A 21,263-nucleotide genomic window follows, 5' to 3' on the forward strand; every position below is an offset into this window, starting at 1 on the left:
TTGAACCGGACACTGTTCAGGATGACACGGTATCACCAGTGATTACCGCATCCAATGCCCGCTTGAGTTCATCGCGCACACCCGCACTTTGTTCGAATATCTGTTCAAAACGGGTGAAATCGAGCAGCCCGATCCGGTCCACATTGGGACGAAGGAAAATATGCGGCGCGCAACAGCGGAACTTGTTCTCGATGATCGAGCACATGGTAAGCTGGTTGGCCCCCATTATCGCCTCGAATGTCGAGGGCATGTGGTCATCCGGCCCGACAGGCGCGCCCACCACATCGATGCCGATCACAATATCGGCTTTGTCAAAAAGCAGATCAAACGGCACGGGATTGATCAACCCGCCATCGACCAAAATCCTGCCGTCGCGCCGGACAGGCGCAAAAACCGGCGGTATGGCGCAGGATGCCGCAATCGCCGAACGCAGATCACCGCTTTCGATCGTCAATTCCTGCGCCGCATGAAAATCCGAGGCCGTTATGCTCATCGGGATTTTCAGATCTTCGATATTGTCCGGCAATTCCGAGGGCAGGAACACGTCCAGAATCTTCTCGATATTGAACTGGCTGACGCGAAAGCCGCCCTTGAGGATTTCACTCCAGCTTTCAGGCCGCGTCCGCCATATGCGGCGCGCGATCTCGGCACGATGGGTAAAGATCATCCCCATATATTCGTGCAGTTCCTTGCCGCTCATGCCATTGGCCATGCCGGTGCCGATGATGGAACCGATGGAGGAACCGGCTATGGCAACGGGCCGGATGCCCAGTTCGTCCAGCACATCGACAATATGGATATGCGCAATACCGCGCGCGCCGCCACCGCCAAAAGCAACGCCGATGCGGGGGCTTGATGGCACGACTATATCCATGTGGCTGTCCTCATCGCTTGCTCTTTCAGGACTGGGCCGGTCCATAAATCAGGATTGCCGGCTCCGTCTGCAACAGCTTTTTGGCGATGGCCTTGACCTGATCCAGCGTGACCGCATCGATCAGTTCAGCGCGCTTGTCGATATAATCGCGCGGCAGTTCGGCTTCCTGCAATCCGACCAGAGTATCGGCTATCGCCACGGAGGAATCGAGATTGTTGACCGCATAAGAGCCCTTCAAGAAGCTTCTTGCGGCGGCAAGCTCGGCTTCCGTCGGGCCGTCATTGGCCATGGCCGCAACCTGCTCGCGAATGATTTTCAGCGATTCCTGCGCCTTTTCGGGCCGGGTCGCGGTCGCGATCATCAGCGCCGATACATGATCGCGCAGCAGCAGCATGGACGAAACGGAATAGGCCAGTCCGCGCTTTTCGCGCACTTCCGCATAAAGGCGGGAGGTGAAGCCGCCGCCCAGAATGTGGTTCATCAGATAGGCTGCGAAAAATTCCGGATCCTTGCGCGGGATGGCCGGATAGACGAAGCTGATCGACGTTTGCGGCACATCAAAACTGAGGCTGGTTGTCGTGCCAAGCGCCAGTTTCGCGTCAGGCACCGGCACCAGTTCTGCCATGGCGGGCAGATCGCCGAAAACCCGGTCCAGCATTTCGCCCAGTTCCTGCGCATTGATCGAACCGACGACGCCGATGGTCAAATGATCGCGGGCAAAATTCTTGCGATGAAAATTCACCAGATCGTCACGGCTGATGGATTGCAGCGACTTCACCGTGCCTTCATCGGGGCGGCCATAGGTATGGTCGCCATAAAGCACTTCGGCAAACTTACGCGAGGCGATGGTCGAGGGATTGCGCTGGGAAGCCTCGATGCCCGCCACGATCTGGTGACGAATGCGGTCGATTGCCGATTGATCGAAGCGCGGATTATTGACCGCAAGCGTCAATAGTTTCGTGACCGCGTCGCGATTCTCAGCCAGCATGCGAATCTTGCCCGAGACAGAATCAGCAGAAGCGGAAAAACTCATTTCCGCGCCCAGATTGTCGATCTGTTCCTGAAAGCTGTCGGAATCGAGATCGCCCGCACCTTCATCGAAAAGACCGGTCATCAAGTTGGCAAGGCCTTCCTTGCCGGACGGATCCTGCGAGGTGCCGCCCTTGAACGAAAACCGCATGGAAACGAGCGGCACGGAGGAATCTTCAACCAGCCATGCGCGAATGCCCTTCGGCGAGACGACTTCCTGTATTTCGATGGCGTTTGCAGGCAGGCTGTACACCATCAGCACAATGACGGTCACAAGGGCAGCAAGAGTGATACGTGCAAAGGCAAAGCCGCGCATAATCAGAATATTCACTGGATTGCCCCTCCATCATCATTGGCGCCTGGCTCTTGCAGCGAGATACCGGGATTTTCACGGGCGTTTTCCGGATCGGTATCCGGTGGAAGCAAATAGCTCGTCACTGACTGATCCTCAACGAGATAGCGGCCGGCGGCATCCTTGATCTGGGCAACGGTCACGGACTTGATCAGTTCCGGCCATTTCTGGATGTCCTCGATCGACTGCCCGACAGAGAGGGTCGAGCCGTAAATACGTGCCATCCCGGATTGGCTGTCACGCGCAAAAATCACCGCTTTCAGGAAGCGGTTGCGCGCCTGATCCAGTTCCTCCTGCGTAACGCCGTCCCTGACGATGCGCGCGACTTCGTCCCTCACCGCCTTTTCCACTTCGGCAAGCGTCTTGCCATTCTGCGGCGATCCATAAACCGAGAATTCGCCATCATCGAGCGCATCTCCGCTATAATTTGCGCCGGTACTGGCGGCGATGCCCTGCTTGACGATCAGTTCCTGATAGAGCCGTGAGCGCAGCGAGCCGCCCAATATTTCACCCAGCAGATCGAGCGCAGGTGCATCGCCCTGCTCGACGCCCGGATAGCGCTTTTCATTGGCATAGGAGGGCACCAGCCATGAAATGCGGAAGGAGGGGGTACTGACGCGTTCATCATGCAGGGTCACGACGCGCGCCGCATGTTTGACCGGCTCCTGCGGGCGCTCACGCGGCAAAACTTCCGCGCGTTTGGGCACCTGTCCCCATGTCTTCATCGCAAGCTCGCGCACCCGTTCCGGCGTAACGTCTCCGGTGATCACCAGCGTCGCATTGTTGGGCGTATAATATTGCCGGTAGAAATCCACCGCATCCTTCAGGCTGAGCTTTTCCATTTCCTGCCGCCAGCCGATGACCGGCACGCGATAGGGGTGGTTGTAGAAAAGCACCGCGTCGGTGTTTTCCATCAGCATTGCCGCAGGATTGGAATCCACCCGCATGCGCCGTTCTTCCAGAATAACCTCGCGTTCGGTGGTTACCTCTTCCTCGCCAAGCACCAGATTGGCCATGCGGTCGGACTCATAGCCCATCACCATTTCCAGCGCCTCGGGTGCAACGCGCTGGAAATAGGCCGTATAATCATAGGAGGTAAAAGCGTTTTCCTGACCGCCGATTGCCGCGATCTGCGCGGAGAACTCACCCGCCGGATGGTTCTTGGTGCCCTTGAACATCAGGTGTTCGAGAAAATGCGCAATGCCCGATTTTCCCGGCGCCTCATCGGCGGAGCCGACATGATACCAGATCATCTGCGTGACAACCGGAGCGCGATGATCGGGGATGACCACGACCTTCAGCCCGTTATCGAGCGTGAAGCTTGCCACATCTTCCGACAAGGTGATGTCCGGCTGCGCGGCCTGGGGCTTTGGGGCTTCCACCTTGGTGGCGGCGGCTGGAGCCGGGGCTGCTTCCTGCGCCTGCGCGCCAATTGCACCCATCGGCATGGCCAGCGCAAAGCCAAGGGCCGTGGACAATAAGATACGCCGGAGTGAGGGGTTAGACACCAAACGACATCTCCAATCCGTTTTTCCCGCACCATTATGCGGGGACATAAATTGCATCAATCAGACTGCCAGCTCAATTATCATGCTTCAACTGTATGAAGCGGATAATCGTGCCGCCATAATTTCGTTCTTCCAGCACAACGAAGCGCTCATCGAGCGCAAGCGATGCCTGCATATCCTCTTCAAGCACCAGAAGTGCGTCAGGATTAAGCCAGCCGCCTTCGAGCGCCGATATAAATGCCTTCTCGCCCATGAGACGCCCATAAGGCGGATCGGCGAAAACCAGATCAAACGGTTCTATCGTCCCCGCCTCACCCAGACGACACGCATCGCGGCGCAGTATCTTGGAATGCCCCTGCAAGGCGAACGCCTCGACATTCTGCCGGAGAATACCGCGTCCTTCCGCCGATTCCTCGACGAAAATCGCATAGCGCGCACCGCGCGACAAGGCTTCCAGACCCAGAGCGCCCGTCCCCGCGAAAAGATCGAGAACGCGCGCGCCCTCGACTTTGTGCGGAAAACTATGCGCCAGAATATTGAAAAGGCTCTCGCGCGTGCGGTCGGTGGTCGGGCGAATAGCGCTGGTGGCAGGCGTCACCAGTGCGCGCCCGCGAAACTTACCGCCGACGATCCGCACCGCCGCCTCCCGGTCTGCCCCGTGGCTTTCCGCCGTCCGGTCGTCCGCCTGAACCGTTCCGATCGGGTCCACCACGATCCGAACCGCTGCGGTTCGGGCCCTTGCCAGCACCCTTTGGCCCCTTTGCCGGACCACTCTTGGCAGGACCGCTCTTGAAACCACCGCTTCTTGCAGGCCCCTTCCCGGCAGCGCCGCGATCAAACTTGCCGCCTTCACGCGGTTCCTCGCCGCGCAATTGCGCTGCGCGCTCCCGCTTGCCCAGACGTTTCGGGCGCTGCTCGCCGCCTTCTTCGGAACGCGGGGCGCTGCGCGGATGCTCATTGCGCCTGCGTTCGTTGCGAGGCTGCTGCTCATCCTCTTCAGACCGGCGCGGACGCAATGGCATATCCCCGCTCACCCTGGCCGGACGATGGGGCGATTGCGGCTCGAAACGCGCCGCGCGCTTGGCCTCGCTTTGCGCTGCGGCCTTCTCGCCCTTGGGGCGCGCACCGGGCGCCATCCAGACATTGGCATTTCCGCGGCGGCGCGGCTCCACCCGTTCGGCGGATTTATCATCGCGGCCCTTGCGGCGCACCGGACTGCTTGAAATCCATTCCCGCTCGCGCGGCGCGCGGCAGCGCTCGCCTTCCGGTTCGGGCTCCTCCATCTCGCGGCGCGTACGACCCTGCACACTGGCATTGGAAAATTCATTCTGGATCGGCGCATCGAAATCCGCGCCCGATTCCTCGACCAGCTTTTCGCCAAGCTGATCGCGCAGGATGCGACCGCGAATTTCGCGAACCGCGCCCTCCTCCAGATCGCCAAGCTGGAAAGGGCCGAAGGAAACGCGGATCAGCCGGGAAACGGTCAGGCCAAGCGCGCCGAGAATATTCTTCACTTCGCGGTTCTTGCCTTCACGCAGACCGATTGAAATCCAGACATTTGCGCCCTGCTCGCGCTCAAGCGTTGCTTCAACGCTGCCGTAAAAGACGCCGTCGACGGCAATGCCGTTTTTAAGCTCGTCAAGCTGGGCCTGAGTGACCTTGCCATGCGCGCGCACCCGATAGCGGCGCAGCCAGCCGGTCGAAGGCAGTTCCAGCACACGCGACAGGCCGCCATCATTGGTCAGCAGCAACAGCCCTTCGGTATTGATGTCGAGCCGGCCAACTGAAAGCACACGCGGCATTTCCGGCGGCAAGGCATCGAATACGGTCGGACGCCCTTCCGGGTCGCGATTGGTCGTCACCAGACCTGCGGGCTTATGATAGAGCCAGAGCCGTGTCCGCTCCGCCGGTTTGACAGGCTTGCCATCCACAGTGATGGTATCGGTGCGTCTGACATTGACGGCCGGGCTGTCAAGCACCTTGCCATTTACCGCTATACGCCCGGCGGCAATCATCATTTCCGCGTCGCGTCGCGAGGCGATACCGGCCCGCGCCAGCCTTTTTGCGATACGCTCCGCCGTTTCCGTTTCGCCTTCGATCCTGGGGGATGCCGGTCTTGCAGATTTGCGCGGCTTGTCAAATCCGCGCTGATCTCCACCACCAGCGCCTCCCTTAGAGCCATGTCCGCGGCCTCCCCCTTCACCTCGCCCGCGAGGAGGACGTTTGCCGCCCTTGTTGTCGTCTTCTTTACTCATTTGGTGTTGGCCTCTCAGCAGCGTTACCCTGTCATCTTAGTCGGTCAATGCGAGCAAGATCGTCAGCGCCGTATAAATTCATTCGCAAATCGGTTTCGATTTCGAGACTTATGCAGTAACAAATCACTCAAAGGCTTGCGAGCGAAATTTCCCTCTACGGGCACGAAATGAGGTTCTATTGGAAAAGGCGGCAGGAATTTCATCGACCGGATCGACGTCCCCGATGGACGCAGCGCTCGAAGAAGCAGCCGCTGCGGGCGCACGCGGCGAGGTGCCGATCGGTGCCGTGATCGTGCATCGGGGCAATATTATCGCCCGCGCAGGCAACCGCACCCGCGAGAACAATGATGTCACCGCGCATGCCGAAATACTCGTTATCCGGCAGGCCAGCGAAGTGCTCCAGTCCGAGCGCCTGCCGGAATGCGATCTCCATGTCACGCTCGAACCATGCGCCATGTGCGCCGCTGCAATTTCCTTCGCCCGCATAAGGCGGCTTTATTACGGCGCGCCCGATCCCAAGGGCGGCGGCGTCGATCATGGTCCACGCTTTTATACGCAGCCCACCTGCCATCACGCACCGGAAATCTATGCAGGCTTTTCCGAAGCAAGAGCGCAGAAACTGCTCAGGGATTTTTTCCGCGACAAACGTTAACAGGCAAAAAAGCCCGGAAATTCTGGGGCGAAATTCCGGGCTTTTCTCGATTACATCAATTCCAGGGCAGATAGTCGCGCCAGCCCTTGCTGCCGGTCGCGGCCTTTTTGCGCTCACGTTCTTTCTGCGCTTCATCCTTGCCCAGCTCGCCCACTGCAGCCGTTTGCGCCGGGGCGCGATAGGTCAAAGGCGGCTCGCTAAGATAGCGGCGCGTTGTCGAAGAACCCCTGGTCTGTTCCTCTCTCGCTTTTTTCAGAGCGCTGACCCGTGCAGGGTCCGCAGTCGGCGTGCGCGACGCATAATCTTCGCGACGGCTGCTTCCGCTTGGAAGCGCCACATTCAGATTGGAAGCGACCGAAATGTCCTGCTCGATCGGCGAGACATAGTTCGGATTGTCGCGATTTGCAGTAATTTCATCGCGCAGACGCTTGCGGCGCTGTTCCGGCGATTCCGGCCATGACGGATCGCCAGCGCTCGCCACGCTTTGCTGCGGCGGGGGCAATGCCGCTCTTTCGCCTTCACCCGGACGCACAAGATCAGGACGCGGCTTGTAATCAATCCGCTCTTTATTCTTGCCCTGGCCGAAGCTTGCCAGATTCGACATGTCGTCGAGGAACTGCGCGCTCGCCGTCTTGTCGGTTCCATAGGTCGGCGATGACACGCAGCCAGACAATGCAAGGCCCGCAACCGCCGTCATCAATACCAGAACTCGTCCTTCAGTCTTCATCAGCGCCACTTCTTTTACGCCTGCCACATTTCACCAGCAAAGGCTTGTCGGCCACCCTTGCCGCAAGAAACAGGCAACTCCAAGGCAGATTGCAAGTTAATCCAAGGGAGCTTTCTACAGCAGAGCATCCCTTGCGGCAATCGCGTTATTATCCTCATTTGACCATGTCCATGCCCGTCAGGGCAAGTCCCGGCGCAAAGAAACGGGCGCAGGATGCGCCCGTTTGATCTTCAAGCGGCAGCAAGCCTGCCGAGCGCCTTCAGTTCCCGCAATGCGGCTGCGTCCCGCGCGCTGACCTCGGGGAACTCCGGATCAGAGCCCACATCGGTGGTATAACGCCAGGAACGGGCGCATTTTTGCCCTTCGGCGCGCACCGGCACAACCGCCACTCCCTTGACGTCATCAAGGATGAAGGCTGTTTCGGGTGCGGCACCCGCAACCACTTCGATGCCGCTGGTGATGCAGATTTCCGCAAAATCCAGCCCATCGAGCGAATCGCTCAGGCTCTTGTCTGCGATATAGACGCGAGGTGCGGCCTCCAGCGAAGAGCCTATTCTCTTATCCGCCCGCTCCAGCTCCAGCGCCCCGGTGACGACACGGCGGACATTGCGCACCTTGCGCCATTTTTCCGCCAGCACATCATCGCGCCATTCGGCAGGCGTCGGGCGGAACTGCTCAAGATGCACCGATGAAGAATCCGGGTAACGATCGAGCCAGGCTTCTTCCATGGTGAAGGGCAGCATCGGCGCAAGCCAGGTTGCGACGCGATCGAAAATTGCGCGCACGGTCTGCAAAGCGGCCTTGCGGCGCAGACTCGACGGCGCATCGCAATAAAGCGCATCCTTGCGAATATCGAAATAGAATGCCGACAGTTCGACATTCATGAAATCGATCAATGTGCGCGAAATACGCTTGAAGTCGAAAGCGTCATAGCCTGAGCGCACCACCTCATCGAGTTCTGCAAGCCGATGCAGCATCAGCCGCTCCAGTTCCGGCAGATCGGCATAGGCGACCGTTTCGCCTGCATCATGGGCGAGCGTGCCCAGCATCCAGCGAATGGTGTTGCGCAGCTTGCGATAGGCGTCGATATTGGTCTGGATGATGCTTTTGCCCAGACGCTGATCTTCCCAATAATCCGTCGTCATGACCCAGAGGCGCAGAATATCCGCGCCCGAATCCTTGATCACATCCTGCGGCGTCACCGTGTTGCCGAGCGATTTCGACATTTTCTTGCCGTGCTCGTCCATCGTGAAACCGTGGGTGATGACGGCATCGTAAGGCGCGCGACCCCGCGTGCCGCAGCTTTCGAGCAGCGAGGAATGGAACCAGCCGCGATGCTGGTCGGACCCTTCAAGATAGACATCCGCAGGCCATTTCATATCGGGGCGGTCTTCCAGCGTGAAAGTATGCGTCGAGCCGGAATCGAACCACACATCGAGAATGTCGCGAACCTGCACCCAGCCTTCCGCAGCGCGCTCGCCAAGGAAACGTTCGCGCGCGCCCTCTGTGAACCACGCATCCGCACCTTCGGCCTCGAAGGCATCCAGAATGCGCTTGTTGACGCCATCATCATTGAGAATATTGCCATCCTCATCCACGAAGACGCAGATCGGCACGCCCCATGCGCGCTGGCGCGAAAGCACCCAGTCGGGGCGGCTTTCGATCATGGCGCGCAGACGCGTCTGGCCGGCGCCGGGCACAAAACGCGTATCGTCGATGGCCTTGAGCGCGCGCGAGCGAAGCGTGGTGCCGTCGCCCAGTTTCTTGTCCATATAGACGAACCATTGCGGCGTATTGCGGAAAATGACCGGCTTCTTGGAGCGCCAGGAATGCGGGTAGGAATGTTTCAGGCGCCCACGGGCAAAAAGCCTGTCATGAGCGATAAGCTGGGCAATCACGGATTTGTTGGCATCGCCCGACTTGCCGTTATCATCGATCACGCGCGCAGGACTGCCTTCACGGTCGGGGCCAAAGCCCGGCGCGTCCTTGGTGTAGAAACCGGCATCATCGACCGGAAAAGGAATGGTCGGGTCAATGCCGCGCGCTTCAAGCTCACGCGCATGGTCCGTCCATGCTTCAAAGTCTTCGCGGCCATGGCTCGGCGCGGTATGAACGAAGCCCGTACCGGCATCGTCGGTCACATGATTGCCCGCAATCAGCGGCACGGTGAATTCATAACCGCCGCCAAAACCCTTGAGCGGGTGCGCCAGAACGCTCCTTGCAAGCTCGTCCGCCAAAACGTCGCGCAGGCGTTTGAATTCGAGCTTCGCTTTCTTCCCGCATTCTTCGGCCAGATTGTCAGCAAAAACAAGCTTTTCGCCGGGCTGAGGTCCAAACTCGTTCTCAGCGGCAACGACCTCGTAAAGACCATAAGCAATACGAGGGGAATAAGCCACGGCGCGGTTGCCGGGAATGGTCCATGGTGTCGTCGTCCAGATGACGACGAAACTGCCCGAGAGCTCGCCCGCAGTAGCGACGGGGAACTTGACCCAGATCATATCCGATTCGACATCGTGATATTCGACTTCCGCCTCGGCGAGCGCCGTGCGCTCGACCACCGACCACATGACCGGCTTGGAACCGCGATAAAGCTGGCCGGAGCTTGCAAATTTGAGCAATTCACCGGCAATGCGTGCCTCGGCATGGAAATTCATGGTGGTGTAAGGATTTTCGAAATCGCCGCAAATGGCGAGCCGCTTGAATTCCTCGGTCTGGACCCCGATCCAGTGACTGGCGAATTCACGACATTCCCTGCGGAACTCGTTGATCTCGACTTCGTCCTTGTTCTTGCCCTGCGCGCGATATTTTTCTTCGATCTTCCACTCGATCGGCAAGCCGTGGCAATCCCAGCCCGGCACATAATTCGAGTTGAAACCGCGCATCTGGAAGGAACGGGTGATTACGTCCTTGAGGATCTTGTTGAGCGCATGGCCGATATGGATATTGCCGTTGGCATAGGGCGGGCCATCATGCAGCACATAAAGCGGACGGTCCCTGGCGTCTTCGCGCAGCTTCTTGTAGAGGTTCATCTCTTCCCAGCGCTGCACGAAAAGCGGTTCGCGCGCAGGCAGGCCAGCGCGCATGGGAAACTCGGTCTGCGGCAGATTGAGGGTCTTGGAATAATCGATCTTGGCGGTCGTTTCGGTCATTTTATGATTTGCCTGTAACCCCGCGCAACAGATGGCGGGCGAATAGTCTGAAAATTCAGGGGACTGTGAGACACAGCCGTTCGATCCCGGACCTTCCTGCCACGCACCGCAACCAGGCAGTGCTATTGAGGCTTATGGAAAGGCCGGGCCAATAATTCGTATGCCCGTAAAGACTCGCCGAATATGCATCATCATGGGCATGCTTTTAGCAATCCGCCGGGGAGGAATAAAGAGGCCGAACGCAATAAACTTGATCCCGCAAATGGTTTGCCTCTGGCTGAAAGCCGCTACTGCGCGGGAAAGGACAGAAGACGGTCCAGCTGCGATAATGGCTGCGCGGCTGCGAGAATGGCACGCGCTTCCTGTTCGTCGCGCTTCATTTGCTCGATCAGCGGATCGAGCCCGTCGAACTTTACCTCGCCGCGCAAGAATCCGAAAAATGAGACTGTTCCGGTTTCGCCGTAAAGATCGCCGGAAAAATCAAAAAGGAACGTTTCCAGCAAGGGCGTGCCGTCGCTATCGACGGTAGGGCGACGACCAAGGCTTGCAACACCATCATAGAGCGTGCCGTCAGCACGGCGAAAGCGCACGGCATAGATCCCGTGTTTCAGGCTCACATGGCCATCGACCGACATATTCGCCGTCGGAAATCCGAGTGTTCTTCCAAGTTTCCTGCCATGGATGACCTCGCCACTCACGCGGTAGCGATAGCCCAGCAGCCCTGCGGCCTGCGCCACATCACCAGCACACAAAAGCGCCCGGATGCGCGTCGACGAGACGAGATTGCCGCCCTCATCGTCAAAGGCTTCCACCAGCGATACGCCGAAGCCGGCCTGATTTCCCGCTGCCTGCAAAAATTGCGGGGTTCCATAGCGCCCCTTCCCGAAATGGAAGTCATAGCCGGTCACAACACAATTCGCATGCAGCCTGTCGATGAGAATATGCTGCACGAAATCCTCTGCCGACTGCTCGGAAAATGCCGCCGTGAAAGGCTGCTCGATGACGGCGCTGAAACCCAGAAACTTGAGCACCTGCGCTTTTTCGCCTGCGTCGGTGAGGCGCTCGACCGGCTCGTCCGGCCTGAAGAAACTGCGCGGATGCGGCTCGAAAGTAAGCACGACCGCTGGCAAGCCCCTTTTTCGCGCCAGTTCCAGCGCGCGTTCGAGAACAGCCTGATGTCCGCGATGAACGCCATCGAAATTACCAATGGCCACCACGCAATCATGCAGCGATTCGGGCACCGAATCTGTTCCGGAAAGACGCTGGAATGAGGTTTCTGTCATGGCCGGGAATTCAACTCGCAGCAAGGATCAGACAAGTGCATGCAGGGAAGCGATGGGCGAATGGCCGTGCTTTTGCAAAAATGCGTCCATTCTGGCGAGATCCACACTGCCGTCAGCGGTATAATCGGCCGCATGCACTCCGCCCGAAATATAGAGCACATCCGTTCCGTAATCGGCCGCGCCCTTCACATCCGTCAACACGCCGTCGCCGATGGCAAGGATGCGATTGCGTGCGACCGCCTGCCCCCGGACTTCCTCGACCGCTCTTGAGGCGGCTTCATAAATGGGGCGATGCGGCTTTCCGGCAATCAGCATGCGTCCGCCCAGCTGGCCATAGTCGCGCGCCAGCGCCCCCGCGCACCAGACAAGGCGCGATCCGCGTTCGACCATAATGTCGGGATTGGCGCAGATGAAAGGCAGATTGCGCGAACGCAGGCGCTGCAACAATTCGGCATAATCCTCGGGCGTTTCCGTTTCGTCATCGTAAAGTCCGGTACAGACGACCCCGGACGCCTCGAATTCTTCGACCAGTTCCACATCGAGGCCATCATAAATGGCCAGTTCGCGCTCATTGCCAATATGGAAAACCTGACGTGGACCTTCGGCGATGAGATCACGCGTCACGTCACCCGAGGTCACGATGCGGTCATAGGCATCTTCGGGCACCCCAAGCAAGGTCAGCTGCGCTGCAACGCTTGGGAAAGGGCGCGGTGCGTTGGTCACCAGAACAACGCTCAGGCCCTTGGCGCGAGCGCGCTGCAAGGCAGCGATTGCAGCCGGAAAGGAAGATACGCCATTATGCAGGACGCCCCAAACATCACAGAAGAGCGCGTCATACCCATCTGTCAACTCGTCTAGACACTCTGGCAATTTCATCACTGTCCTCTGCATGCTGGTCCGGTTATGTCCGGCGAAAGCGAAAACGGCCTCGCAAACGGGTAATTGGCGGGCCGGGGCAAGCTGCTATACGCACCGTCGCGTTTCATCTACCCCAAGGAGGCTGATCTGTCACCACGCTTAGAACCGCATGCGTCCAAATGATCATGATTAAAGACCCGCCCGCTTTTCATATATCGTTAACCAGGCCAGCCATTTTCTGTCCGCAAGGCGGATGAAATTCATATTGTTCGACGGGCTTGTTGTAAGGGACACCAATCCCCACATGCACCTTGCCTCCGGATCGGGCTTTTTCACCTTGTTACCGGACTTTGATGCAACCCTGTCAAAAAACACGGGTCAATCTTGACAAAGATCAGCGGCGCTTCTATCTCAAATGGCGTGTTAGCACTCTATACACAGGAGTGCTAACGGCGTGAGCCGGTCGGCTCGCTGAAACAGGTTCAACATCTACAACACCAAGGGTTATACCATGGCTGAGATCAAGTTCCGTCCGCTCCACGACCGCGTTGTCGTGCGTCGCGTAGAATCGGAAGCAAAGACTGCTGGCGGCATCATTATCCCTGACACCGCCAAGGAAAAGCCGCAGGAAGGCGAAATCGTTGCTGTTGGCGCAGGCGCGCGTGATGAAGCCGGCAAGCTGATCGCACTGGACGTCAAGGCTGGCGACAAGATTCTTTTCGGCAAGTGGTCGGGCACCGAAGTCAAGATCGGCGGCGAAGACCTGCTGATCATGAAGGAATCCGATATTCTGGGTATCGTCGGCTGATAGCCCCCACCTTACCAATCAATCACCATAATATCTGACCGGGAACTTCCCAGGAGAGTAAAATGGCTGCTAAAGACGTAAAATTCGGTCGTACTGCGCGCGAAAAGATGCTGCGCGGCGTCGACATCCTCGCAGATGCTGTCAAGGTGACGCTCGGCCCGAAGGGTCGTAACGTTGTCATCGACAAGTCCTTCGGCGCTCCACGCATCACCAAGGACGGCGTTTCCGTCGCCAAGGAAATCGAACTTGAAGACAAGTTCGAAAACATGGGCGCGCAGATGCTGCGCGAAGTAGCTTCCAAGACCAACGACACCGCAGGCGACGGCACCACCACCGCCACCGTTCTTGGTCAGGCTATCGTTCAGGAAGGCGCCAAGGCTGTTGCTGCCGGCATGAACCCGATGGACCTCAAGCGCGGCATCGATCTGGCCGTCAACGAAGTTGTCGCCGAACTGGTCAAGAAGGCCACCAAGATCAAGACTTCGGAAGAAGTTGCGCAGGTCGGCACGATCTCCGCTAACGGCGAAGCCGAAATCGGCAAGATGATCGCTGAAGCGATGCAGAAGGTCGGCAATGAAGGCGTGATCACGGTTGAAGAAGCCAAGACCGCCGAAACCGAACTCGAAGTCGTCGAAGGCATGCAGTTCGACCGCGGCTACCTGTCGCCATACTTCGTCACCAACCCCGACAAGATGGTTGCTGACCTCGAAGACGCCTATATCCTTCTGCACGAAAAGAAGCTTTCCAACCTTCAGGCTCTCCTGCCGGTTCTCGAAGCTGTCGTCCAGACCTCCAAGCCGCTCGTCATCATCGCTGAAGACGTTGAAGGCGAAGCCCTTGCAACGCTGGTCGTCAACAAGCTGCGCGGCGGCCTGAAGATTGCTGCCGTCAAGGCTCCCGGCTTCGGCGATCGCCGCAAGGCCATGCTCGAAGACATCGCAATCCTCACCGGCGGTCAGGTCATTTCCGAAGATCTCGGCATCAAGCTCGAAAGCGTCACGCTCGACATGCTCGGCCGCGCCAAGAAGGTGTCGATCAACAAGGAAAACACCACCATCGTTGATGGCGCCGGTCAGAAGGCTGAAATCGATGCCCGCGTTGGCCAGATCAAGCAGCAGATCGAAGAAACCACGTCGGACTACGATCGTGAAAAGCTTCAGGAACGCCTTGCCAAGCTCGCTGGCGGCGTAGCAGTCATCCGCGTCGGCGGTGCGACTGAAGTTGAAGTGAAGGAAAAGAAGGACCGCGTTGACGACGCCCTGAACGCAACCCGCGCTGCGGTTGAAGAAGGCATCGTTGCTGGCGGCGGCACGGCTCTGCTCCGCGCTTCCGTGAAGGTCACTGCCAAGGGTGCGAACCCTGATCAGGAAGCCGGCATCAACATCGTTCGCCGCGCACTTCAGGCCCCGGCCCGTCAGATCACGACCAATGCTGGCGAAGAAGCTTCGATCATCGTAGGCAAGATCCTCGAAAATGCTTCGGAAACCTATGGCTACAACACGGCCAATGGCGAATATGGCGATCTGATCGCTCTGGGCATCGTCGATCCGGTCAAGGTCGTCCGCACCGCCCTGCAGAACGCAGCTTCGGTTGCCGGCCTGCTGATCACCACGGAAGCCATGATTGCCGAACTGCCCAAGAAGGATGCAGCTCCGGCTGGCATGCCGGGCGGCATGGGTGGCATGGGCGGGATGGACTTCTAAGAAGTCCACGCACAAAACATCCGTTTTATGGGAAGGCGGCCCTTTGGCCGCCTTTCTTACATTGTGTAACCAATTGTGATTTATAGAAAATTTACCCAGAGCCCAATATGCTGGGGCTAATATACCTATTTGAGCATTTTCTCATTTACATCCTTTTCTATTCGTGATCAGTCGCAGATGCAATTGAGATGGACTTCCATTTGCCCCCCGCTTCGGAAGTCCTGTCTCAGGCGACAGGAAAGGCAGGCCTCGGCCTGCCTTTCCACTTTTATAAGTTCTTTCATCCCTGCTTGCCCTTCTGCGCCCCCGCGCTATTCTGCTAAATATAGCAAGACAGGAGAGGCTCATGCGCAAGGAATTGCCGATAGACACGGCCCCAAGGGACGGCAGCAAGATCACCGTCATCTGGATGGATGAGGACGACCAGCGCAACGAATCCATTGCCCAATACCGCTCATTGGAGCGCTTGCGCGCAAGCGGCGGAGACTGGGACGAAACCGATGCCGGCTGGTGGGTATTCATCGACAGTAAGAGGCAGCAGAAAATCGACCCGATCCTGTGGGTTTCCGAAACGGAAGATGACGAAGAAAGCGACTGATATTCCTGCTCGAATACCAGCCAATAAAATTTGACTTCTCTACTCATATTTATTCATATGAGCCTGCCAGCCAGCTTGCGAGAACAATGCACCGCATTATCCGACAATGGCTGTTCATGACATTATAATCGCCCAGGACAAGCCGGAGATTGAGAATGACCGCCACGCGCACCGAAACGGACACTTTCGGACCGATTGAAGTTCCAGCCGACCGCTACTGGGGTGCGCAAACGCAGCGTTCCTTGCAGAATTTCAAGATCGGTGGCGAACGCATGCCTTTGCCGCTGGTTCACGCTCTGGGCATCGTCAAGCGTGCAGCGGCGGAAACCAATGTCGCCTTGGGCAAGCTCGATCCGGTACTGGGGCAGGTGATCGCCGTTGCGGCATCCGAAGTTATCGAAGGTAAGCTCGACGATCATTTTCCGCTTGTCGTCTGGCAGACCGGCTCCGGTACGCAGTCCAACATGAATGCCAATGAAGTCATTTCCAATCGCGCCATAGAAATGCTTGGCGGGGAGCTTGGCAGCAAGAAGCCGGTTCATCCCAATGATCACGTCAATATGGGCCAGTCATCCAATGACAGCTTCCCGACGGCTATTCACATCGCCACGGCAGTGGAAGCGGTCAACCGGCTCTATCCCGCGCTGGAACATCTCACAAAGGCGCTCAAGGCCAAGGAAGAAGCCTTCAGGGACATCATCAAGATCGGGCGCACGCACACGCAGGATGCCACTCCCATCACATTGGGCCAGGAATTTTCGGGCTATCGCGCAGCACTCGAATATGGGCGCCAGCGCATCGAGCAGTCGCTGGGCGATGTCTTCCTGCTCGCACAGGGCGGAACTGCGGTCGGTACGGGACTGAATGCGCCCAAGGGCTTCGATACCGGCTTTGCCGATGCCGTAAGCGCGATCACCGGCCTTGCCTTCAAGACCGCGCCCAACAAGTTTGAAGCACTGGCAAGCCATGGCGCGCTTGCAAATTTCCATGGCAGTCTCAATGCGCTGGCAACCGACTTGTTCAAGATCGCCAATGATATTCGTTTCCTCGGCTCCGGTCCCCGTTCCGGACTTGGCGAATTATCGCTGCCGGAAAACGAACCCGGTTCCTCCATCATGCCCGGCAAGGTCAACCCGACGCAGGCAGAGGCCATGACCATGGTCGCCACACAGGTCTTCGGCAATCATGCCGCCGTGACGTTTGCCGCAAGTCAGGGCCATTTCGAACTGAATGTCTTCAAGCCGGTCATTGCCTATAACGTCTTGCAGTCGATCCGTATTCTCAGTGATGCCATGGTCTCTTTCGCCGATCATTGTGTCGAAGGAATTGAGGCAAACGAAGACCGTATCAAGGACCTGCTGGAACGGTCGCTGATGCTGGTGACAGCGCTCGCACCGGCCATCGGTTACGACAATGCGGCCAGGATCGCCAAGACAGCGCACAAGAACGGCACGACCTTGCGCGAGGAAGCGCTAAATAGCGGACTGGTTACGCAAGAGGATTATCAGCGGCTGGTCCGTGCGGAAAGAATGATTGCCCCGGAGTAATTGTTCGTTCCTAATGAACAATCTATCTCTGAATACCAGTCTTTCGTGGACACTATATCAGGTTTAATTGCAGGACAGTTCAATTGGAGATAGATATTCAATGTCAACCATAACCCCACAGACCAATGGAGCGGTGACGCTCCTCTCCCGCATTCTGCTCTCGATCCTGTTCATCCCCGCCGGCTATGCCAAGCTGGTGGCGCTGGGCGGCACTTCCGAATATTTTGCCAGCATCGGGCTTCCCATGCCCTATGTGACGGCAATTATCGTCGCCCTGCTTGAATTTGTCGGCGGCATTGCCGTACTGGTCGGCTTTCAGACCCGTATCGCAGCCGTTCTTCTCGGCCTGTTCACCATCGGCGCGGCCATGATCGGTCATATGATCCCGTTCGACCAGACCGGCTTCCTCAAGAACCTTGCTGTTGCTGGCGGCTTCTTCGTGCTTGCCCTGCATGGCGCGGGCTCGCTCTCGGTCGACGCCAAGCGCGGCTGATCATAGCCTGTAGAAAAGAAAAAAGCCGCGCTCCATAATAGGGGACGCGGCTTTTTTTATAAGCTTGCGATGAATCAGGCTTTCAGCCCCGCATGAACGCGTTCGATGATTTCGCGCACACGCACATCGACCCGGCTGCCGCGCGCCGAAACCAGACAGGCCTGCGAGCGCAGAATAACACCATCTTCAAGTACCTTGAGGCGGTTGGCTTTCAGGGTCGAGCCGGTCGAGGTAATATCGACGATCATATCGGCGGAACCCGCAGCCGGAGCGCCTTCAGTCGCGCCCAGACTCTCGACGATGCGATAGACCTGAATTCCGTGTTTTTGCGAGAAGAATTGCTGCGTCAGCCGCCAGTATTTGGTGGCAATGCGCAGGCGACGGCCATGGCGCTGGCGAAAATCAGCCGCAACATCATCGAGGTCCGCCATGGTGATGACATCGTGCCAGACTTCCGGCACGGCTACGACTACATCGGCATGGCCGAAGCCCAGTTGCGCTTCGATTGCAACGCGCTCATCGGCACGCGACAGGGTTTCGCGCACCAGATCTTCGCCGGTCACGCCAAGATCGACGCTGCCATAACCCAGTTCGCGCGCGATTTCCGAAGCTGACAGGAACAATATGTCAAGATCGGGTTCGCCCTCGATCCGGGCGCGATAATTACGCTCGTCATCGGGCAAAATGACCTTGTATCCGGCCTTTTCCAAAACGGCGAGCGTCTGCGCCTTCAGCCGCCCTTTCGAGGGCAGCGCCAGTGTCACACTCATGATGGATCTCCTGCCAGCGCAGCAAGCCGGTCGAGCCAGATTGAAAAACCCACACCGGGAATATTTTCGGCGGCGCCCAGCATGGTCAGCAGCCGATCATAACGACCGCCACCTGCCAGAACCGTCTCGCTCCCGTCGCCTGCCCGCCGGATTTCATAGACCAGGCCGGTGTAATAATCGAGCGGACGGCCAAAAGATGCCTTGTAGGTAACATCCTCGATGGCAATGCCCGACGCTGCCATAGCATCCACGCGGGTCTCGAATTTCTGCAAGACAGCGCCCAGATCCAGCGCATTATCCGCCGCAAAAGCCCGCATCGTGATGGAGGCTGTATCGAGCGTCACCCGGATGGCGAGAAAGCGTTTGAGCGCATCAAGCGCTGCGGTTGGAAAGCGCGCAGCCGCCAGCTTTTCTTTTTCGATCAGGCGATGGGCGATTTCCGCAGGCGTACGCCCGGCACCGGGCGAAATACCGGAAGCCAGCATTTCCGCCTCCAGCACATGCCCCAGCGCCACCGCATCCCCCGCCGCGACATGCGAAGCAAGAGCTTCCGGCAACGGGCTGCTGCGTTGTTCACCGGTTAAATCGGCGAAGGCAGCTTCCATCGAGCGGGCATCGCCAAATGCACGCAGCAATTTTCCGCGCCATCCCTGCGGCAGGCCCAGCGCCTTGAGCACGCCGGCAAAAACCGATTGATCGCCCAGAATGATTTCAAGCTTGATGCCGGGTGTCGCCGTCTTCACGCAGGCCAGCGCATCGGCGATGGAGCGGGCGTCGGACGCGGCTTCGTCCGCCGCACCGAGATCTTCAATCCCGGCCTGAAGAAATTCCGCAGCGCCGTCACGATGCTGGCGAAACACCTCGCCAATATAGGCATAGCGCTTGGGCGTTGCCGCATTGAGCGCAATATGATTGCGACAGACCGGAATGGTGAATTCGGGCCGCAGGCAAAGACTGTCGCCATTTTCGTTTTCGGTCAGGAAGATGCGGCGGCGCAAATCCTCGCCTGCCATATCCAGAAACGGATCGGCTGGCTGGATCAGGGGAATTTGCACCAGTTTTGCTTCGCTGGCCGCAAACTGCGCGCGCAGCCTGTCAAAAAGCGGCACATTTCGTTGTCCCGTCATGTGTCCATCACTTCGCCTGTTCGGCGCGATCGAGCGCCTGAGCGTCAAGGATTGCGCGAATGGCTTCGACAAGCCCGCCTTCCGCGACGGTGATTTGCGCCGGGCGGCTTTCGCGCCACGTCACATTGTCTTCGATTTCGGCGGAAAGGCGCTTGCCTTCGATCAGATCCTTGATCTGCACTTCGCCCGCCTCCCGCTCCTGCGAGCCCTGAATGACGACGCAGGGCGCATTGCGGCGATCGGCATATTTCATCTGCGCCTTCATGCCGGAACCGCCGACATACATTTCCGCGCGAATACCTGCCTGCCGCAGATCCGAAACCATTTTCTGATAACCGCCAAGGCTGGCTGCGTCCTTGTCCATGACCAGCACCACGACGGGGCCGAGCGTGTCGGAAACATCCAGCTTGCCAAGATTCTTGAGCGCCGTCATCAGGCGGGAAACGCCGATGGAGAAACCCGTTGCCGGAACCGGCTCGCCGCGAAAGCGCGATACGAGACCGTCATAGCGTCCGCCGCCGCCGACCGAGCCGAACACCACCTTCTGGCCATCCTCATTGGTGACATCGAACAGCAGTTCGGCCTCGAAAACCGGCCCGGTATAATATTCCAGACCGCGCACCACCGACGGGTCGATCCTTACGCGGCCCTCATAGCCGCTTGCGTTAAACAGCGTCTGCATTTCCGCAAGCTCCGCCACGCCCTCTTCGCCCTTGGCGTTACCCGCCACAACGGCCTGCAAGTTGGCTGCGGTTTCTGCGCCCGTCGCACCGCCTGCGGCAGTGAAGGCCAGAACTTTTTCAATTGCCGTATCCGGCAATTCCGCGCCCTTGGTGAAATCGCCGCTTTCGTCGAGACGTCCCTTGCCGAGCAGGAGGCGCACGCCTTCCGGGCCGAACTTGTCGAGCTTGTCGATCGCGCGCAAGACATTGAGGCGGCTGACGGCATTGCCCTCGCCATCGAGGCCGATCGCATCGAGCACACCGTCAAGCACCTTGCGGTTATTGACGCGGATCACGTAATCGCCGCGCTGAATGCCCAGCCGTTCCAGCGTGTCGGCCATCATCATGCACATTTCGGCATCGGCAGAGACATTCGGCGCGCCGACCGTGTCGGCATCGAACTGCATGAACTGGCGGAAACGGCCCGGACCGGGCTTTTCATTGCGAAAGACCCAGCCATTGCGATAGCTGCGATAGGGCTTTGGCAGGCTCTCGTAATTTTCCGCAACATAACGCGCAAGCGGCGCGGTCAGGTCGTAACGCAGCGACAGCCATTGCTCGTCATCGTCCTGAAACGAGAACACGCCTTCATTGGGGCGATCCTGATCCGGCAAGAATTTGCCCAGCGCATCCGTATATTCGATGAGCGGCGTTTCCACCGGCTCAAAGCCGTAAAGGTCATAGACTTCACGGATGGTCGCCATCATTTTTTCGGCGGCGCGCAGATCGTCCGGTACCCGATCGACAAACCCGCGCGGCAGCCGCGCTTTCATCTTGTCCGCTTTATCGGCCATTTTTCCTGCCTGAT

At 58.3% G+C, this 21,263-nt stretch carries 18 protein-coding genes; 6 read left to right on the top strand and 12 right to left on the bottom strand.

The window, feature by feature from the left end:
* Nucleotides 1-16 precede the first annotated feature (16 nt).
* The 5 genes from DKP76_RS11840 to DKP76_RS11860 form a co-directional block, all read right to left on the bottom strand.
* Nucleotides 17-874, bottom strand: coding sequence for a patatin-like phospholipase family protein (locus DKP76_RS11840; RefSeq protein WP_109706910.1), 858 nt, complete (start codon nucleotides 872-874; stop codon nucleotides 17-19).
* Between the two features lie 25 nt (nucleotides 875-899).
* Nucleotides 900-2,159, bottom strand: a complete 1,260-nt coding sequence (locus DKP76_RS11845) for a M16 family metallopeptidase (RefSeq protein WP_425349400.1) — start codon at nucleotides 2,157-2,159, stop codon at nucleotides 900-902.
* A gap of 71 nt (nucleotides 2,160-2,230) precedes the next feature.
* Nucleotides 2,231-3,763 (bottom strand): M16 family metallopeptidase, encoded by a 1,533-nt coding sequence (locus DKP76_RS11850; RefSeq protein ID WP_109707214.1) that lies wholly within the window; start codon nucleotides 3,761-3,763, stop codon nucleotides 2,231-2,233.
* 73 nt (nucleotides 3,764-3,836) lie between these two features.
* Complete coding sequence (gene rsmD, locus DKP76_RS11855) at nucleotides 3,837-4,400, bottom strand: 16S rRNA (guanine(966)-N(2))-methyltransferase RsmD (protein WP_109706912.1); 564 nt, start codon at nucleotides 4,398-4,400, stop codon at nucleotides 3,837-3,839.
* Entirely contained in the window at nucleotides 4,381-6,018 is a 1,638-nt protein-coding gene (locus tag DKP76_RS11860) for a pseudouridine synthase (protein WP_109706913.1), read from the bottom strand. The genes rsmD and DKP76_RS11860 overlap by 20 nt, the downstream gene beginning before the upstream one ends.
* A gap of 178 nt (nucleotides 6,019-6,196) precedes the next feature.
* Here DKP76_RS11860 and DKP76_RS11865 point away from each other — a divergent pair, with 178 nt between their 5' ends.
* Nucleotides 6,197-6,670 carry a nucleoside deaminase gene (locus DKP76_RS11865; protein WP_109706914.1) on the top strand — a complete coding sequence of 158 codons (474 nt, stop codon included), beginning with the start codon at nucleotides 6,197-6,199 and terminating at the stop codon, nucleotides 6,668-6,670.
* A 55-nt stretch (nucleotides 6,671-6,725) separates the two neighbouring features.
* On the opposite strand, the gene DKP76_RS11870 is transcribed toward DKP76_RS11865, so the two are convergent.
* From DKP76_RS11870 to DKP76_RS11885, 4 genes are all read right to left on the bottom strand, one after another.
* Nucleotides 6,726-7,397, bottom strand: coding sequence for a hypothetical protein (locus DKP76_RS11870; RefSeq protein WP_109707215.1), 672 nt, complete (start codon nucleotides 7,395-7,397; stop codon nucleotides 6,726-6,728).
* 230 nt (nucleotides 7,398-7,627) lie between these two features.
* Entirely contained in the window at nucleotides 7,628-10,546 is a 2,919-nt protein-coding gene (gene ileS, locus DKP76_RS11875; RefSeq protein ID WP_109706915.1) for an isoleucine--tRNA ligase, read from the bottom strand.
* A 287-nt stretch (nucleotides 10,547-10,833) separates the two neighbouring features.
* Nucleotides 10,834-11,829 carry a bifunctional riboflavin kinase/FAD synthetase gene (locus tag DKP76_RS11880; RefSeq protein ID WP_109706917.1) on the bottom strand — a complete coding sequence of 332 codons (996 nt, stop codon included), beginning with the start codon at nucleotides 11,827-11,829 and terminating at the stop codon, nucleotides 10,834-10,836.
* A gap of 27 nt (nucleotides 11,830-11,856) precedes the next feature.
* Entirely contained in the window at nucleotides 11,857-12,705 is an 849-nt protein-coding gene (locus DKP76_RS11885; RefSeq protein WP_109706919.1) for a TIGR01459 family HAD-type hydrolase, read from the bottom strand.
* Between the two features lie 493 nt (nucleotides 12,706-13,198).
* Here DKP76_RS11885 and groES point away from each other — a divergent pair, with 493 nt between their 5' ends.
* The 5 genes from groES (at nucleotide 13,199) to DKP76_RS11910 (ending at nucleotide 17,836) form a co-directional block, all read left to right on the top strand.
* A complete protein-coding gene (groES, locus tag DKP76_RS11890) occupies nucleotides 13,199-13,495 on the top strand; it encodes a co-chaperone GroES (protein WP_109706921.1) in 297 nt (98 codons plus the stop codon).
* A gap of 62 nt (nucleotides 13,496-13,557) precedes the next feature.
* Entirely contained in the window at nucleotides 13,558-15,198 is a 1,641-nt protein-coding gene (gene groL, locus DKP76_RS11895; protein WP_109706923.1) for a chaperonin GroEL, read from the top strand.
* Nucleotides 15,199-15,544: 346 nt separating this feature from the next.
* Complete coding sequence (locus DKP76_RS11900; RefSeq protein ID WP_109706925.1) at nucleotides 15,545-15,796, top strand: hypothetical protein; 252 nt, start codon at nucleotides 15,545-15,547, stop codon at nucleotides 15,794-15,796.
* Nucleotides 15,797-15,951: 155 nt separating this feature from the next.
* On the top strand, nucleotides 15,952-17,343 hold the full coding sequence (fumC, locus tag DKP76_RS11905; protein ID WP_109706927.1) for a class II fumarate hydratase: 1,392 nt from the start codon (nucleotides 15,952-15,954) through the stop codon (nucleotides 17,341-17,343).
* A 100-nt stretch (nucleotides 17,344-17,443) separates the two neighbouring features.
* Nucleotides 17,444-17,836 (top strand): DoxX family protein, encoded by a 393-nt coding sequence (locus DKP76_RS11910; protein ID WP_109706929.1) that lies wholly within the window; start codon nucleotides 17,444-17,446, stop codon nucleotides 17,834-17,836.
* 74 nt (nucleotides 17,837-17,910) lie between these two features.
* Here DKP76_RS11910 and hisG read toward each other — a convergent pair whose 3' ends face one another.
* The 3 genes from hisG to hisS are packed head-to-tail and all read right to left on the bottom strand — an operon-like array spanning nucleotide 17,911 to nucleotide 21,249.
* Nucleotides 17,911-18,606, bottom strand: coding sequence for an ATP phosphoribosyltransferase (gene hisG, locus DKP76_RS11915; protein WP_109706931.1), 696 nt, complete (start codon nucleotides 18,604-18,606; stop codon nucleotides 17,911-17,913).
* Nucleotides 18,603-19,733 (bottom strand): ATP phosphoribosyltransferase regulatory subunit, encoded by a 1,131-nt coding sequence (locus DKP76_RS11920; protein WP_109706933.1) that lies wholly within the window; start codon nucleotides 19,731-19,733, stop codon nucleotides 18,603-18,605. Before DKP76_RS11920 ends, hisG begins: the two co-directional genes overlap by 4 nt.
* Nucleotides 19,734-19,740: 7 nt before the next feature.
* Entirely contained in the window at nucleotides 19,741-21,249 is a 1,509-nt protein-coding gene (gene hisS / locus DKP76_RS11925) for a histidine--tRNA ligase (RefSeq protein ID WP_109706934.1), read from the bottom strand.
* Nucleotides 21,250-21,263 lie beyond the last annotated feature (14 nt).

The organism is Falsochrobactrum shanghaiense (assembly GCF_003149535.1).
Taxonomy (GTDB): domain Bacteria; phylum Pseudomonadota; class Alphaproteobacteria; order Rhizobiales; family Rhizobiaceae; genus Brucella; species Brucella shanghaiense.